7 protein-coding genes are annotated in these 17,606 nt (G+C 40.9%); 1 reads left to right on the top strand and 6 read right to left on the bottom strand.

The window, feature by feature from the left end; translation table 11 throughout:
* Positions 1–7: 7 nt before the first annotated feature.
* From POV27_RS00835 to POV27_RS00820, 4 genes are all read right to left on the bottom strand, one after another.
* Positions 8–5,464, bottom strand: coding sequence for a DUF6443 domain-containing protein (locus tag POV27_RS00835; RefSeq protein ID WP_272860829.1), 5,457 nt, complete (start codon positions 5,462–5,464; stop codon positions 8–10).
* 518 nt (positions 5,465–5,982) lie between these two features.
* Positions 5,983–7,857: a tetratricopeptide repeat protein gene (locus POV27_RS00830; protein ID WP_272860828.1), complete on the bottom strand. Its 1,875-nt coding sequence runs from the start codon at positions 7,855–7,857 to the stop codon at positions 5,983–5,985.
* Between the two features lie 451 nt (positions 7,858–8,308).
* On the bottom strand, positions 8,309–9,889 hold the full coding sequence (locus POV27_RS00825; RefSeq protein ID WP_272860827.1) for a hypothetical protein: 1,581 nt from the start codon (positions 9,887–9,889) through the stop codon (positions 8,309–8,311).
* Between the two features lie 240 nt (positions 9,890–10,129).
* Positions 10,130–11,518 carry a cytochrome c peroxidase gene (locus tag POV27_RS00820; protein ID WP_272860826.1) on the bottom strand — a complete coding sequence of 463 codons (1,389 nt, stop codon included), beginning with the start codon at positions 11,516–11,518 and terminating at the stop codon, positions 10,130–10,132.
* A 210-nt stretch (positions 11,519–11,728) separates the two neighbouring features.
* Here POV27_RS00820 and POV27_RS00815 point away from each other — a divergent pair, with 210 nt between their 5' ends.
* A complete protein-coding gene (locus tag POV27_RS00815; protein ID WP_272860825.1) occupies positions 11,729–13,102 on the top strand; it encodes a glycoside hydrolase family 113 in 1,374 nt (457 codons plus the stop codon).
* Between the two features lie 51 nt (positions 13,103–13,153).
* Here the strand turns inward: POV27_RS00815 and POV27_RS00810 are convergent, their stop codons facing one another.
* Positions 13,154–14,623, bottom strand: coding sequence for a DUF5689 domain-containing protein (locus POV27_RS00810; RefSeq protein WP_272860824.1), 1,470 nt, complete (start codon positions 14,621–14,623; stop codon positions 13,154–13,156).
* Positions 14,624–14,659: 36 nt separating this feature from the next.
* Positions 14,660–17,515 carry a TonB-dependent receptor gene (locus POV27_RS00805; protein ID WP_272860823.1) on the bottom strand — a complete coding sequence of 952 codons (2,856 nt, stop codon included), beginning with the start codon at positions 17,513–17,515 and terminating at the stop codon, positions 14,660–14,662.
* Positions 17,516–17,606 lie beyond the last annotated feature (91 nt).

Here is a 17,606-nt window from a genome sequence, read left to right as displayed (position 1 = left end):
TCTTAATTCAAAAAGGGTACTCATTTTTCAGCCATTTGGGGAAAAATTGATACCTGTAAGGATCAACCAATCCATGGTCCAAGGACCTCATGGGCTTCAAATTGAATTTATTATTTATTAGCCAATTAGGCAACCTAAACCTCTTTTGCCATCTCTGCGGAATATATCTATGGTGCAATTCCATAAAATTCTTGAAATATTGACCATCTGGCCCATGCAAAATTTCAATAGATCTATTTATTTGCGGATTATTTTTCCAAAATTGGTATTTATACTGGCTAAAGGTAGGACCTCCCCTTAAATTTATCTTAGGCAAGGGCAACCTCTTAAGGACAAAGCCTTCTCCAACTTTTTCTGTAGCATAGCCTACAATAAAACCTCGATCACGCCAACTTCCATTTACCCAACGATTTTCGAGATCGCGCATAGACTCGTACATGGCATTGTTCTGCTCTCTAAATTTTTCATCGGTTGCAATGAAGTAGGGATTAAATCCTCCACCCGGACTGTAAGTAAGGCTATGTTTTGCCGAATACACAATCCCGTCGTATATACTTACCCAACTTTCCCCAGTAAATAGTCCGCCAATAAATTCGCCGGTATCAATTACGGCCTCTCCAAAACCATTTTCAAATCCAATTCCGAAATTGAGCACATCTCCAGCCACAGTCCCATCCAGCTTTTTCGCCAAATACAATTTTGCTGCCATTGGGGCATTCAATATTTTACTGGGTTCCTTAATGAAATTAAGGACAACACTTCTCGAGAATCCAAAACTTACACCAGTATCTCCACTGGCTATCGAAGAGAATTGATTATACAGCGTTCCGGAGACCAAACTGCCAATACTATTATATCCACTGGCATAGGCGCTTGCTCCTCCTCCTAAAAATGACAGTGCAAAATCATCCCAACCATTAATATTCCCCCTTGCCCAATTGGCCAAAGTATTTACCGCTCCGCCTATAAGAGCCCCAATGAGCCAAGAAAATTCACCATGGGGGTCTACCATCATAACATGGTTGTTCCCCATAGCAACATAAGGACTCCAAAACTGGTTTTGAGGGTCTCCATTAAACCACCTCCCTACAGAAGGGTCATACATACGAGAACCAAAATCGTACATGTTAAATCCGAAGGCGGATAATTGTTCCTTTGCCTGAAACTTATAAGTGTATCGGGAATAGGTGATGAGTTCTCCATAATGGGCCATCCCCATGGGATAGTAGTCCGTGTTGGATATTATTTCCAGATCACCTTTTGAAACACTCACATGATCTATGAAGAAATGGGTAAGGTCTCCCAAATGCGTATTTTGTTTGTCTATACGCAAGCGTAGCCTATTCGCTGCGTTCACGGTATAGGCATATTCATGGGAACCTGTTGAAAGATTTCCGTTGAGTAGATTCCAACTCAAATGATTTCCGTCGGCATCCAATTCTTGAAAATACAGTCTCACATTGGCCTGAGTATCTCCTTTATCGAATTTCAGTGAGACATTAATGACATCACCCGGCTCGGTACTTAGTCCAGCAAGCTCATTTTTAACCCCTTCCCAGGCACCATCTACGAACACCTTGAGCCTTCCATTAACAAGTTCTGAAGTTACATTTCCATTATGCCACCAACTATCCCTATCTTCATTGAAATTACTATCCAAGACCTGTTGATAATCCCCATCTAAATCGCTAAAACCAAGACGGGAACTTCCTACATGATCCTTAAACACGTATACATAATCAAAAGTGCTTCCATTTACCTTGGCGAATCCTTCAGGAGTTGCAAAAAATTGCATTTCGGCATTGATATATTGAAAGCCCCCTAGATAATCTACGGTCATTACAGTACTACCTTCGGTAGTTTTCATTTGTAGTTTTTCCCCCTTCGAACTATATGCAAACTCGATGGTGTTGCCGTTGTTGAAAGTAACCTTCTCGACCAAATCAAGGTGGTTGTATTCTATAAGATCTATTTTCTTATTGGCATCAAATATCAAATTACCATTCCTATCATAATCGTAATCGACAGTGGCACTGGTTGCCTCAATAAATCCAGCGTTCGGATCTCCAAAATCATCTTTTACGCTCTGCAACTTGTTTCCATCATCGTAGGTATAGACAAGACCGTCTACATTTCCAACGCTACCCGAACTCGTAATCCCCCTTCTATAGATCCCAAGAATATTCCCGTTGCTATCATAACCCGCAACTGAGGACAGGTATTTTTGCCAATTGTCCGTTAGATTCTGCCCCTCTCCATATCTGGAATACGCCAAGCGATTCAATTTGTCATATTGGAAGAAGTATGATTTTTTTGTATTATCTATTACGGAGCTCCAAATTACCTGAGCAATGTTCCCATTGTAGTATGGATTATTTCCGAAATTACCCCCCTCAGTATAGGTATAGTTCATCTGATAGGAAAACAGATCGTTCCCCAATTCGTTTACGTCATTTATATGGGTTAACCAGCCCCTTATGTTTCGGGTGTAATTAATGGTTTGTAGTCCGGCTTCTTCATTTCCAATTTCAAGATTGTAGATAACCCCTCCTGTATGGTACATAGAAACATCTCCTATAAGGTTACCATAGGACGCAATGGTCGAAGTATAGAATACTTCTCCATTTTTACTATAGTAGATAGTACTTCCCTTTCGTTCAATGCTAAAACTGTCGTTGGGTTCATAGGTGGTCATAACCCCCCTATTTATTCCAGATTCGTGAACCCTTACCTGTCCGTTGGAAACGGCATATATCGCATAGTCTATGGAATTGTAATGCAAGTCATCATTAGAAGTGGACAACCCTACCACAATGGCCTTATTGGCAAAACCCAATCGGTAGTTGATACTTCCATTTCCATGTATCGATTTCACCGAGGCAAATCCTGCATTCCAGCCTCCACCGCTTATTTTGGTAATGGTATTGGTATCGTAATTCGTTTCTACACCAACCATATCTTTATAGGAAGCCTGTACAGCCAGATTTTCAATAACCGTATTGCCGTGGTATACGGAAATATCTGCAATTAAGTTACCTGTAGAGGCTACAGTAGAAGTATAAATCACTTCGTTGTTCTTCTTATAGTAGATCGTCGTTCCGACGCGTTCCACCCGTAAGATATCCCCAGCTTCGTATGTAGCGTGATTCCCTTTGAAAACACCATTTTCATACACGATAACCTTCTGCTCCCATTGTGCGTAAATGGCATAGTTGATGGTATTGTAATTGGCATTGGTATTTGTGGTGGAAAGGCCCACCATAACGTTCTTATTGTTCTGGGTTGGCGAGAATTCTACATATCCATCTCCGTACACGATCTTTTCTGAAGCCAATCCGGCATTCCATGAATTTCCTCCAGCAACTTTTTTAATTTTGTTACCATGGATAGACAGGTTAGTTATATCCGTGAAATTCGTAGGGTCTGAAGCGGTCTTACCCCCAATACTTTTAGATTCTAATAGCCCCAGTTCATTATAATTGTTTAATGCGATTAGCTCTTCGGCCTGATTATTTATCTTTTGATAGTGTTTTTTAGGTCTTTCGGCATGGTCATATTCAAAGCGCTCCGCGATTATGATATCATCATCAGAATTAAGTCTTTTATGTAAGGTTATGGATTTCTCCACCTTCCCCCTAAAGTCCAATTTACTTTGAGTCTGTGTATAACCCCCTAAGTGGTTTTTTTCATAAAGAAGAATTGTGCGACCTCTCTTGTCATAAAATGAATAGACCTTGGACCATGAACTTTCGCCAATGGTCTTGGACCAAACAGATGTCGTTAACCCCCTTGTTCTTCCGGTTACTTCTTGCCCAAGAACTGAAGATGGTAACGTGGGTAGATCACCGTCCGTAAAACTGTAATCATCATAATAGTTTACATTCAAAATTTCCAAATTGGTCGTTGGGAAGGCCTCATTTGTATAATTAATGTTGACGCCACCTATATTGCTTGGAGTGCTTTTTCTAGATTCTACATTGTTCCTATTTGTGGGATTTGAAGCAATAAAGGCATCCACTTGTAATTGCAATGCAGCGCGATCCAAACTGTTTTCATGGATTCCACTATATACTACCCTATCTAACATGTCATAGGCAGTAAAAAGCCACTTCCCTTGCGATCTAAAATTCGCATCTTGAGTCAAAATTGGTCGATCCAAACGGTCATATACCATATATTCCCAACCTATCCCTGGCGCTTTCTGCTCAATCTGTCTATTGTATTTATCGTATTTGTACTGAAAAGCCAAATCACTTAATGCAGACTCATTAAATGGTATATTGTCCAAGTCTATTTCTATATCAATCAATAGGCGGGAAAAGGCATCGGATGAAGTTCTGTTTATCACCAAATTACCATTTTCAATGCTCGCCGTTCCTATTTGATAAACAACCGGCCCATCTGGACCAATAAGTCCACTGGCCGCATTTACAACCCCCAGGTACATATCCGGCAAAGGGCTAGAGGTATTCAATATTTTTATGGTTTGATTGGCTAGCACATTAACCGCGAGGCTTAATTTTTGCCTTCCAGATTTCAGTGTCAGAACATTATCTGTGATATCGAAGGTGATCTTACTCAACAGTGCATTCCCTGTTTGTAAGAAATCATTTATGAACCATTGTTCCTGAAAATTATCAACATTAATAGTATTGTCATCATCGAATATCTTGGGGGGTAGTACATATCGTAAATTCCCTATATCATCGTATACATAATATGTCGTGAATACGTCGTTAGACTCATAGGTGAATTCGGCAATGGTTCTTCCATTCTTATCCGAAAATATATCCCTGGTATTCATCCTATCATCCGCAGGAACCCAATTCTCATTTCTTACCGTATTCTTTAAAAGTTCCCCAGGCAAATAAAATGAACTAACAAGAGGGAATTCTGAGTTTGTTTCGTCAATATCCAGACGTAAAACTTCTCCTGCGCCATTAACACTATTCGAATACTTGGTGGTATGGTCGGTCTCAGAATTCTCAACTGCCTGCCAAAGTTCTCCAGGTGCAGCAGTCTTACTCTTTCTATTAAGCGGGGAATTTTCATATACTATTTCTGTAAATGGGCGCTGATCGCCAAAACTTTCCTGATAATAGGATACTATTTCCGAAGACGCATTGGCAACATAATTACCATTATTTTGAGAGGATGGAAGAATAAGGTACTGCCGTGTGTTACGACCAAACTGATCGTATTCTATATGTTGCACCAAATCTTTCTTTTGAGGGCTTTGCTTTACGGCTACGGTTTGCTTCGCATTCCCAAAACCATCCAAATAGGTAACACTCTCAATCTTTTCTAAAGAATGATAATTGTTATTAACGTCATCCACTGTTGCGGGCTCCAGAAACTCTGCCTTCTTGATATAATTCTGGTTCGCAGATTGCCCATGGATCTGAAAAAAACAACCATAAAAGAAAGTAATTAAAAGAAGTTTGTTTAAAATTCTCCAAGTCATTTGCTCATTTTTTTGATGATTCGTATTTCTAACAAAAACACCTATTAGATTGCTTAGTAAAGGGAGGGTTTTCAATAATTTGCGGTATACAACAGCAATGTCGATAGTGTAAATCGTGCACTAGGCCTTTCAAGTGAAAAACATATCTCATGAACAATTCAAACAGAATATGCTAATGGAAATCACTTAAAAAACTTTCTAAAAGTTGTTTCAATAAATGGAGGAGGGACTCTTTCAGTTTGAAATTAAGAATATAATTTCGATCTGGCACTAATAGGATATTGAAGATTCATGAATGCCTATCTTGATTCATGAATCTTGTGCCGCCAATGCCAGGAACTAATTACTGTATTGAATACACTTTTTTGATCTATGATTTCTTTTGAAAACGGAGAAGGGTCCCTATCTAAGATGAAATGTCCCTATGAGCATGATAACTGTGTTTGTCATTATGGGCCTTAGGTTTCTCAAAAGACCATGGTTTTTTCGAATTATGCCTTGAAGAATTTTGGGTATTACTAAATATTGCGCAGGAATTCACCCAAATTGATCTCTTTTCTGAGATCGAATTTTTTCCGTATCGATCTACGATAATTATTAACCGACTGCTCCGCGATGCCCATTTGGGTGGCAATTTGCTTGGAGGAAAGGTTGAGCCGCAAATAAGTGGCTACCTGCATTTCCTTGGGACTTAAACTCGCAGGGTTTTGTCGCAATTTATAGCGGAAAGATTCCTGGGTCTCCTCGGCCTTGGCATTAAGCGAGACCTTTGCCTTGTTCAACTCCATATGATTCCCAACAAACAGCTGAAGCTCGGTTAACTGACTTTTGATCTCGGTAGAGGCGTGTTTTTTGATATCCCTGATCTTTTCATGGAACATCTCCAAAAGTTTATTACGCTCCGTGATCTGTAAGGCAAAATCGGTAATCTCGGTATTCTTATGCTCCATTTCCATATTGAGCTGGATCTCCTTAAGTGCAATCAACTCCTTTTCGGTTTCCAGTGCATGTCGTTTCGCTCGATTCAACTTACGCTGTCTATAGATAAAGAAAATAAGACCCAGCGAAAGCACCCCCAACAGAATATTGCGATAATTACTCGTCTTCTTTTTTTGCTCTAATAAATTTAACTCCTGATTGGCCGTTTGTAAATCTTGTTGGTAATTCGCAATATCGAACTTTACCTTAAGGGCTTCGGTTTCTTCCTTCTTGATGCGTTTTTGAAGACTATCCTTAACGTATTCATATTTCTTATAGGCATTTAGGGCCTCTATAGGATCTCCAAGTTTCTCGTATATCTCGGAAAGGAACAGGTGGTTCTCTTCGGTTATATAACTGAGATCTTCCATGTCATACATAGCGATCGCTTCCTTAAGTAGTTCAATACTCTTTTCTGGGTTACCTTCCTTATAATGAACTTTGGCTCGTATATTATAAATAACCCCCAATCGGTCCGTCGCTTGAATCTCGTTAAACAATTGCTCTGCCTCTTCCAGATTTCGTTTGGTTTCTTCTAGGGCGTTCAGTTCGAAAAGTACTTCGGCATAATTCATATAGGTAGACGCCTTCAAATATGTTGTGGTAATGGACGGGAACAACCCTATTCCCATTTCGAACTGTCTTTTGGCCTCTTCATAGCGCTCTAAGGTTTTTAAAAGGTAGCCCATGTTATGATGGCAGACTACTTGCGCCAGTGCGTCCCGGGATGCTCTAGCTTCCATCAGTGCTTTGTTCATAGATTCCAGCGCCTTGTTGTAATCACCGCTTCGATTATTTATTACCGCCAGGCCATTATAAATATCGTAGTGAAATTTCTTTGTTTTCAGTTCATTGGAAATCGAAAAGGCCTCATTATAACTAACCATGGCCTGATCCAGATCGCTTATTTGGGCATACACCGCTCCCAACCCAATGTGTAACCTAATTTTAAACGTTCCATCGAGATAGGGCTTGGCCGCATAGTACGCATCCAAGGCTTCCTTATTATTATATCGTACCTGATGTGCATTCCCCAACCAGTAATTTACCTCTGCCCATTCCCTCCACATATTCTGGGACTCGAATATATCCAGCGCTTTTTCAGAAAATGTATCTATGCTTTCAAATTCGGAATTGAGATAATGGGCATGTGCTTTATACTTATATACCCAAGCATGTAATATATGGTCGGGATCATTTTTCGCAATGCGCTCTATCTTTTCGATATACACAAAGGCACTATCGGCATTTCGATCCTCTTGTAAGTAGTATTCCGTAACATCTTTTAGTAGTTCAATCCTTTCGGCTTCACTAGTAGTTACTTGGAGTTTCCTCTTTTGTTCAGGCAACTCATCCTGTGCCATGGAACATAGGGGTATGCATATGAGCAGGTATTTGGCGAATCCGCGTATCATATCTCACAATTATTTGCTCCCCTAAAGTAGTGTAATTAGTATAAGAATCTACTACTATAGTATAATAATGGTATAGGACATTTTTTGCTACCATCTCATTTCCAGTGACTTTAGCAGCATCATTAATCAAAAAACGAATAGGTATATCCCTACTTAGAGTATATACTTATCGTATACAAACCTACACGCTATGGAGATTATGCAAGCTGATAACAAAAACCAAAGAAAGTTAGAGTTCTGGATGGCAGATTGTATGGAACGAATCAAAAATTTTGTCAAAACTGTTCTTCTGTTATTCTCAGATCACTTGGACCCCGACCCATAAGGAAAATTTCGCCGGCTTGCCCTAAATACACAAGACCATGAAGTTGGCAATGGAGCTTGGTGATTTGGTTACCCTTGGGACTGGTGGGTGTATTTCCGGTCCTTTTTTATCACCATATGATATCCATTATTGAGATGGACTACGGAAAAGATTCGTAAGTATTTTGGGAACAAGCCTGAAACTGGCACCCCGAGATTTCAATGCCAAATACAGCGTAATTGAAAAACTAACAATAAGATTTACCAAACCGATAAGAAGAGCACCCGACAGCGCCAAGAGGATCATGCTCATATTAAAATCTTGGTTCATAACGGCGTATCCCACATTGGCCGAACTAAAGGCAATATGTCTAATATCTATGGAAAAGGGTAAGAGATTGCTCAATAAAAATGCCGACCCCAGAAAAAAACCAAGGGATATATTCCCCAGAATGGCACCTGCCTTCTTTTCTACGTAACGCGCGAGTCTTTTACTATTGAAAAACAAACTACTGTTCTGAATGCGATATGCAAAATTTGAAGCCACCGCTTTGTTGTCGAAATATCCCGACACCAAACCAGATAATGCAAGGAACAAACCGGCCACCGCAGAAAAGAACAGCAAGCCGAAACTGGGTACGGCATTTTGGATAAGATATTCGGAATCAACAGCCCGTGTGAAATTTTCCGCACCAAAAGCACGTAAAGAATACATAATGATTCCTGCAAGCATTAATGCCATAATAAAATTACCTAGGATAGAAACGAACTGACTTCGGAACACTTTTTTTACAAGGATAGTGATACTTTGAATCGAATCGATTTTAAGATCATCCTGTTTGTCTATGTTCTTAGCAATAGTAGATGCCGTCATCGCAGGTTGCTTGGTCGCAATGATACCTCCTACCTTTTTCACCAGCACGAAACAGAGCGCATAATTTATACTGTACCAATAGGCATTGTTCAATTGGGGTAATTGATAGGAATCTATCATGATTTTGAACAGGGCAAATACCGAAATTAAACCGCCTCCCAATAGCGACCTGTAAAAGAAATTCCAATATCCCTTTCTGCCTTCGGCTATGTACTTCTCCCCCTTGTTGGACGTATGCTCTATAATTTCTAAAGCCACCAAATCAGAATGTCTATCGATATAACGTCTTATGCTATTCTTATGCTCTGCATAGGCAATGTATTTTAGAAATAGGTGCTCCCATGCTTCTTTCGATTCGATATTCTGTTTAAGGTGTAGTAACTCTTTTATTCTACGGGTGTATTCTAAAATTCTTCTTGTAGTAATGGTAAGGTGAAAATTGGTTCCAATCTTATTTTTGTTTTTCCGCAGATCGGTAATCAATGACTCTATGGCCTTTAATGAAGCGGTAATCCCTTCAATCTCTTCCCTTTTGCATTGTGTAAGGTGATTTACTTTTTCAAGCAACGTTTCGAAGGGTTTTGAATTTAACTGAAGGAAACTGTACTTGCCTTTAATATTGCTATCCAACCCAAATGCAATGACCTTGGAGCAAAGTGCCTTGATACTAAGATCCAACTGATTGGAGATAACACCATTCGATAATGTTCCGAAATCCAGAAGATTCAGTGCATAAGGAACAGGATCTTCTTCCTTTAGCAATATATATTCGATCGTGTGTGCTTCGGGGACAATGGGCAATATTTTTCGGAACAAACGGCTTATAAGACCCGAACTGAACCCGTAATCCTCCATGAGCGAATATTTGGTGAAAAACGAATAAAAATTGAGGCGTTCGGGTTGCATTTCTTCGTTCGTAAATTTCAGTTGTAACGTATAATTTTACATCTATTAAATTTACGCTTTCTTATTTTAAATAATCTAAAAATAAGTGCTTTAGCTGTTAATGTTTCGCTAATAAGCTTAGCTATAATTGTGTCTTTTTAGAAGATAAAGTGGAAGCGTGTTTGGATTTTAAGGAGAACCTTTAATGTCTCACTTCTTGAGCAAACGCTTGGTTATTTGCAAGCCATCTTCGGTCATTATTTTTACGAAGTACAATCCAGAAGCTTTGTTGCTAAAATCCAAGGTGATTCGAGTATGGGCTTCTTGGTACGACAACAACTTTCCAGTACTGCTGTACACCCATAATTTGAGTTGACCCAGATTAGTTTCAATGGCAGCGTTGCTATCCACAGGGTTGGGCGAAATGGAAACGAAAGGGGCCAAACTCGCTTCAGAAATACCCAAAGTACCTCCGATAATGGTTATAGAACCATCGGGATCGAAGGGATCGGACCATTTTTCATTGGTATAAATATCCGAACCGGTAAGTGTTCTTAAAAAGGCAACGAGGGCTTGTTTTTGGGCTTCAGAAAGATTGAGCTGTTGTGGATCTCCATTAAGGTCCGTTAATCGTCCATCTAAACTGGTATTTTCAGGATTGTCGGGAATTGCGTTGTAATGATTCACCACCTGCATAAGGCTGTTAAAACTTCCATCGTGCATTAAGGGACTGTTTAAGGTACCATCGGGGTTTACCAAATCCCGTAAGGTGGGCGGCTTGGTATTTGTTAAATCGATCTCACCGGGCATTCCAGCAACACCTATCACTCCATTGTTCTGGGTATTGGTCGTAATAGAAAATTCTGGAGGGAAATGACAATCTGCACAACCCGCTCCCTCATTGGGCGTGTTAATAAACAAGCTTTTCCCCATATTCTCTTGGGGTGTAAAATTTGGAAAAGGTTCTGTGTAGTTGTCTACTAATGCCATCCCTTCATCGAATCGGGAATCGAAAGATTGCATGCTTCGCATAAATTGGGCTAGTGCCAATTTCAAACGGTTTTCTGTAATCTCTGTATCACCAAAAGCAAATTCGAAAAGCGTGTTGTAATAATCAAGGCTTTCCAAATGATTTATAAGATCCTCCATCGTAGGATCTCCATTGGTTCCGCTATAACCCATTTCTATATGATCTTGTATGGGTTGGGTGGTTTGGTCTTCCAAGGTTTCGGCCCGTTCGTCCCAAAAGAAATGATGTTCGTGTGCGAACCTAGGATTTACCAAGCGCATAGAATGCCTTCCCGTAAGCCCATTCACCCCGACACTCTGAACTGCGGGATCCCCAAAGGCTCGTTCTTGGATATGGCAACTGGCGCAGGCTATGGTATTAGTACTGGAAAGGTTCTTATCATAGAAAAGTACACGACCTAGGGTCGCTGTTTTATCATCTATGGGATTTCCATCGGTATTGTCCTCTGTAATATAGTCTGGAACCTCCTGGTTGGCATAATTGAAAAGGTTATCCAAATCGACGGTAGCACTAATAAATAACCATCCAAAACCCAATAGAAGCGTTACATTTACCAGTATCTTTTTCATAATGTTAGGTTATTGATTCGGATTGGGCGTTATCTTTTTGGATTCGATTCCAAGATAGTAATTTATTGGGGTAAGTTATACCTAAAAACTAGCCGGATGCAAATATTTGATCCCTATTCAACTTTTGCGGGTTACAAAGCGAAAAGCAAAAACAATCCATAATTTGTATCAAAATCTTGGGATTGACTACTAATGGAAAAAGCATAGCCCATGCAACTCAACAAGGTAAAGCTAAAAAAACAAGCACAAAGGTTCCTTGTCTTTTACGGAATCACCTTTCTCATTTCTTGGGTGGTACTATTCCTGCTCATTTATGTTGGGAATGGCCGTACCCTAAAGCAGGCTTGGAGTATCTTGGTAGAAGTATGCCTCAACATCTTAAGCCATCCGTTTTATTGGATCCTTTTGCTCATTCCTTTTCTATTGTTTCTTTTGGTGAAAGGTTTGATCTCCAACTATCGTAAAAAAGGCACCAAAGGACTTCTTATAGGTCTAAGCTTAAAAGTTATCCTTCCCTTACTTCTCTTATTTACCATCAAAGAAAGCCTACAATACTATCGTCTTTCAGAATCGTTCGACTACACATGGGATCATACCGTAGAGAACTCATCATCTTACATACAAGATTTCGAAGCTCAAGACGACAAACAGCGAGGCATCCATACCTTTAATATCGCATCCAACCTCAACGACATTGAAAAGCTAAAGACACATAATTTCGAATGGATTACGCTCACCCCCTTTATCTGGCAAGCCAATTACAATGAGCCAGAAATGGGAATTCCTTCCGAAGTTCGATTTCAGGAAACCAAGGAGCGGTATACCCAGATCAAGGAGGAATGCGACAAATACGGCATTCGGATCATGTTGAAACCACACATCTGGATGCGCGAAAATGTGCCCGGCAAATGGCGCTCGAACATTGAAATGAATGACAGCGACCAATGGGACCTTTGGTTCGACAACTATGAAAAGGTCATGCTCATGTACGCCCAAATTGCCCAAGACCTGGGCTTCGAACAGTTTTGTGTGGGAACCGAATTGGAATCCACCGTACGGGAAAAGCCCGAAAAATGGTCGGCTTTTATTCAGAATGTGAAAACAGTATATACGGGTAAGCTCACCTATGCAGCCAATTGGAACCGAGAGTATCAGGAAGTGCCCTTTTGGAGTGAATTGGACTATATTGGGATTCAGGCTTACTTTCCTTTGAGTGATGGAGGCAACCCTTCCTTGGAGCAATTAGAAGATGCTTGGCAGCCTTTTATTTCAGAAATGAAAGAAGTGAGTGATCGTTTCCAAAAACCCGTGCTGTTCACCGAAATGGGTTATCGTTCATTACAAGGCACTTCCCGTATCCCTTGGGAATGGGGCAGCTTTTCGCATTGGTTTTCCAAAATTTCAAAAAAGGAGCAGTATCATTGCTATGAATCCTTTTTCAACACTGTTTGGAAACAACCCTGGTTTCATGGAGTTCATATTTGGGAATGGCAAGGCAGTATGACCCACGGGGATAATACCAGTTTCAGTATAGAATTCAAACCCGCCATGAATCTCGTGGCCAAACGATTTGTTTCCCCATAAAAAAAGCGCCTCTTTCGAGACGCTTTTCTATAATTTGCTTTATGTGTTTCCTTAGTTACCGGTAACCGTTAGGTTGTCTATATGGTAACGCGTTGTAGCATCTGGGTCGCTTCCTTGGTAACGGAAAGCAACATACATGCTTCCTTCTACACAAGATACGTTAATAGGCCCTACAGGCTCGAAATCACCAAACCCACCAGAAGGTCCTTCTGGAATGTCAGCATCCAATTGGAACCAAGTCGCGGTTGTTGGATCTCCAGTAAAGTCGTTAGAGAACAATACCGTTAGGATCTCCCCATTGTCGAAATTCACCTGAATATCGAAAGAAAGTTCTTCTCCTGTAGTAGCAGACATATCGATGGCCGGTGTAATTAACCATGTATCGATAATATCCTCTCCAGAGTTAAATCCAGAAATTTGAGCGTAGTTGTTGTTACTAAAGTTTCCGATCACCCAAAGCTCTCCATTCGAGTTTGCAGTGTTCACGTTGGTCCATCCTTGGTCTACGTAATCTTCGATCGCATTGAACTGCTCAAAGTTTTCGAAGAAAATATCGGATCCACCACCACTAGGCTCATTACATTCGTATACATCGGGGTCGCAACGATCGGCACTGTCGAAGTTGACGAAAGAAGGATCGTTGATCACCATATTGAAAGTATCTCCAAAGAAGTTGTAGGTGAAAATTCCGTCCATCGTTCCTCTTCCTGAAGGCAAGTTAATTGCTTTAAAGTCTGCAAAGGTACTGGTGCTAAAGATGATGTTCGCACCGGTAGAACAGCTTTCCAAAATACGCTCTCCGTCGAACTCATCGGTAGGCTCCGCAGCATACGTCAAGGCATCCTCTCCCAATACTTGGTTACGGTTAAACTGAACATCACTCAAACGAACGTATAGGTTCGTTAAATCAGCCGAAAAGTCTGAGAAGGTGATAGGAAGTGGCTCCAATGTAGCAACTTCAGAAGAACGAAGTAACGTTTCTTCCAACTGGGAAGAGGCTACTTTCTCTAGGTCGTTTGCATCCAATACTCCAATCGTAAATACTCCATTAGAGATTCCCATAGAAAGACCGTCTAGCTTAACAAATACCTTTCTTCCTAAATCATAACTTGTAAATAATGGGTTTACGTCGATTAAGAAACGTACCCCACGCGTTGGATTGGCAGGAGCGTTCTGAAGAATGATTTCTTCGAAAAAGTTTCCAGCCTCATCACTCGAAATTACGTATCCTTCAATATAGTTTGTTCCTTCGTCAAAGGTCACTTTAAGGTCTAAAAGTACCCCGGCAAGCACCTCATCATAATTTGGATCGCTAGGATCTACCCCAAGGTCATCTACCGCGTCGATGGCATCCTGCAAGAATTGCCCGTACAATGCATCGATAGAAATTGGAGTGGTCTCCAATTGCGGATCGTTTACGGTAAGATCGGGTGTTCCGAATTCATCGTCCTCCACACAGGAAGTAACAAAGGTTACTACCATCAGGAACAAGATCAGTTTATAAATGTTTGAATGTTTCATGTTATATGGATATTATTTTTTTGCTGAATTGTTTAATTAAAATCGTACGTATACATTAACGTAATACGTGGTTCCGTTTCCGAAGAAGTACCTCGGCCCAAAAACAGGTCCGTTAGGTCGTGACTTATCGGTAAGGACATCACGGTAATTCGTGTTCCTCCCTTGCTCAAATCCGCCGGTTATAAATTCTTCTCCGAATACGTTGTTGATGGTAGCAAAGAACCCAACGAAATATTGCTTGATCTTCCAAGACTTACCTCCTACTACGTTTACCAATGGATAACTATCGAATTGCTCTTGTTGCAATAGTTCTCTTGCGATTTCTTCATCATAATCATTGAATGTTTGTCCATCGAAATCGCTGGTAAAATTCGAAGTTCTCGCCAGGTTGTTTACGTCGATATAAGCATTGGAGAAATAGTTTCCAGTTACCCCAACCCACCAGAAATCTGGATCGCGGTATTCCATTCCTATTTGGTAAGCTCTTTCGGGTCCACCTGCCACGTGAAGGTCCTTCAATTTGGCAGTACCATCACCAAAGGTAAGGTCGCCAGAGAAATCATCACTGTTCAGATATAGGTTCGGGTTGTTGGTGAATATGTTCTGACCCACAGAAGCAGCACCTTTCACCTTCACGGTTGGCGTTACCTGCGCTTCAATACCTACCTCAACTCCCATTCTGCGGGTATCGATTCCGGTCAATACTTCTTGAACGAAGGCATCTTGCTCTATTCCCAATCCAGAAAGGTTCTCAGTAAAGTAGAACCCAATTTCCGTTTGATCTTGAATAGTGTTATAGAATCCGGTAACCCTTGCCTTCACGATAGGAGAACGGTAAATGTAACTCAAGTCCAAGGCTTGGACTTTCTCTTCAGTAAGACCCGTTACAGTATTGTTGTTCTGTCTGGCATTCGTGAAGGAATTTCTCAAAGTCGGTGCTTTGGTGAAGTACCCGGCGTTCAAGTCAATTAAGTGACGTCCGGTAACTTTGTAGACCAAACCTCCTTTGGCTCCGAAATTGGTGAAACTCAACTCCTCACTATCTCCGAAAGATTCGGCTCCTGGGAAGTTTCCGTTTTCATACAATCCCGTTCTTTGGTATGTAGTTTGACTCACAGTAGCACCTAGGTAGAAATCTACCGTATTGTACTTAAACTGAGCCTGTGCGAATCCTGTGAATACATCTGCGTTTAGATCGTAGTTGTACTTGTAGCGATCGCCTTCAGTAACAATTCTATTAGGGTTTCTAATATCACTCTGTGCCAAGTTGCTTTGTAGCTCATCGGTAGCATCCTCCGCAGCAGCTTCAGCAAAGTTATCGATATCCAGGTATCCTGTACTTCCTAAAAGGTCCTCTACCTCTGCATAGTTTTCACTTTTCAAGGTACGGTAAGAAGCACTGGCATTCAAGGTGATGTTTTCATTGATTCTAGTATCTAAAATCGTGTTGAAGGTTAACTGTGTGTCTTCATTTACATCGTTCTGGATGATGTAGGTAGCATTTCTAGCCAATCCTGTAGCTCCATCGATATTGGCTTCGTACAACGAATTCCAGTTGATCTGCCCATTGTTAATGAACTCCTGCTGTGCCAAATACGCTTGTTGGAATTCGAACTCCGTAGGATTCTCATTTCTCAAATGATAACTAGGTAATAATTGGTAGTAGTTCCCCAGAGGGTTTCTAGCTCCTCCAGCAAAAAAGTCTTGTCCATCGATGGTTACCAAACGTGTTCCGTTGTTATCAATTCGACTATTCTTTATCGTTCCGAATTGGTACCCAACATTGGTATTTAAAGAGGTGTTATCTGAAATGTTCCAGTAATGGTTCAACATGATTACTGGCTCTTCAATCTCACGGGTTCTACTGTTTCTTATTTCCCCATCTTGGAATCCCCAGTTGGGATTGTATCGAATCCCTTTAAGATCCCTATTCTCTTGGGTAATTGCCGTAGAACGACCTCTTCTATTAGGCGTGTAGAAAGCCGAAAAGTTAATGCTATGATCGTCATTCAATTTTTTCTCTACAGAAGCAAAGAACGAATTCGCATCGTACAAGGTTCCGTCTATATACCCTTCGTCCCCAAAGCGTCTTGCCGCCGAAACAGAGTAAGCCCATCCGCTTCCTAATAGACCACTATTATAGGTTCCCATGATACGGCCTTCGTAACTTCTATTAGCCATGGCATAAGAAACCCGCCCGCCTTCACGGTATTGGGAAGCTCTCATGATAATGTTGGTGGTACCGGCTAAATCCCCGAAGGTATATTCGTTAGCCTTAAGTCCCATGGTGAATTCACGGTTACGCTGCACATCGTTCAATCCACCCCAGTTCCCCCATTGTGGGCGACCGTTGAATTGCTTGTTCATTTCGATACCGTTAATCAATACCTTTCCATTGGCATTGTCCAATCCTCTTGGACGGAAGAAGGTAGCGCTAAAGTCGAACGCAGCTGCATTTAAGAACACATCGCGCGAGGCCTGTAGTAATCCTGAGATGTTAAAAGAAGTACCTTCGTCTTGGTTCAATTCGTTGTCGGAAAGACTAATAATTCCAATCTGGGCCTCTACTTCGGTGAGATCCAACTGTAAAAGAATGGGATCCAGATTTACCGTGCTACCATTCTGAATGGTAATGGGTATGCGCTGCAACAGGTAATCTTCCTTATTTACAATTAAGATTTGTTCTCCTTGAGGGAGATCCATTCCTGTGATGGAAAACAACCCGTTATCGTCGGTTTGCGCCTCCAAATTGCTCCCTTGAATGCGAATTTGTGCACCCAAAATTGGCTCATTGGAATTGGTATCCACCACTCTTCCCTTCACCACTGCTTCCTGCGCGATTGTGAAACCGCTGAAAAACAGCAAGAAAAGAGCTCCTAATACATGTTTCATTTAGTAAATAGTGTTTGGTTTAAAAAATTGTTATAAATGGGGTGCAAAAGTACGTTTTTTCAATGAATTAAGTACTTTTGGCCCAGCATTT

This window comes from Aureisphaera galaxeae, from assembly GCF_028561275.1.
In the GTDB taxonomy this organism is placed as follows: Bacteria; Bacteroidota; Bacteroidia; order Flavobacteriales; family Flavobacteriaceae; genus Aureisphaera; species Aureisphaera galaxeae.
The sequence above is the reverse complement of the archived record's forward strand: the minus strand, read 5'-3'. Positions and strand labels throughout refer to the sequence as shown.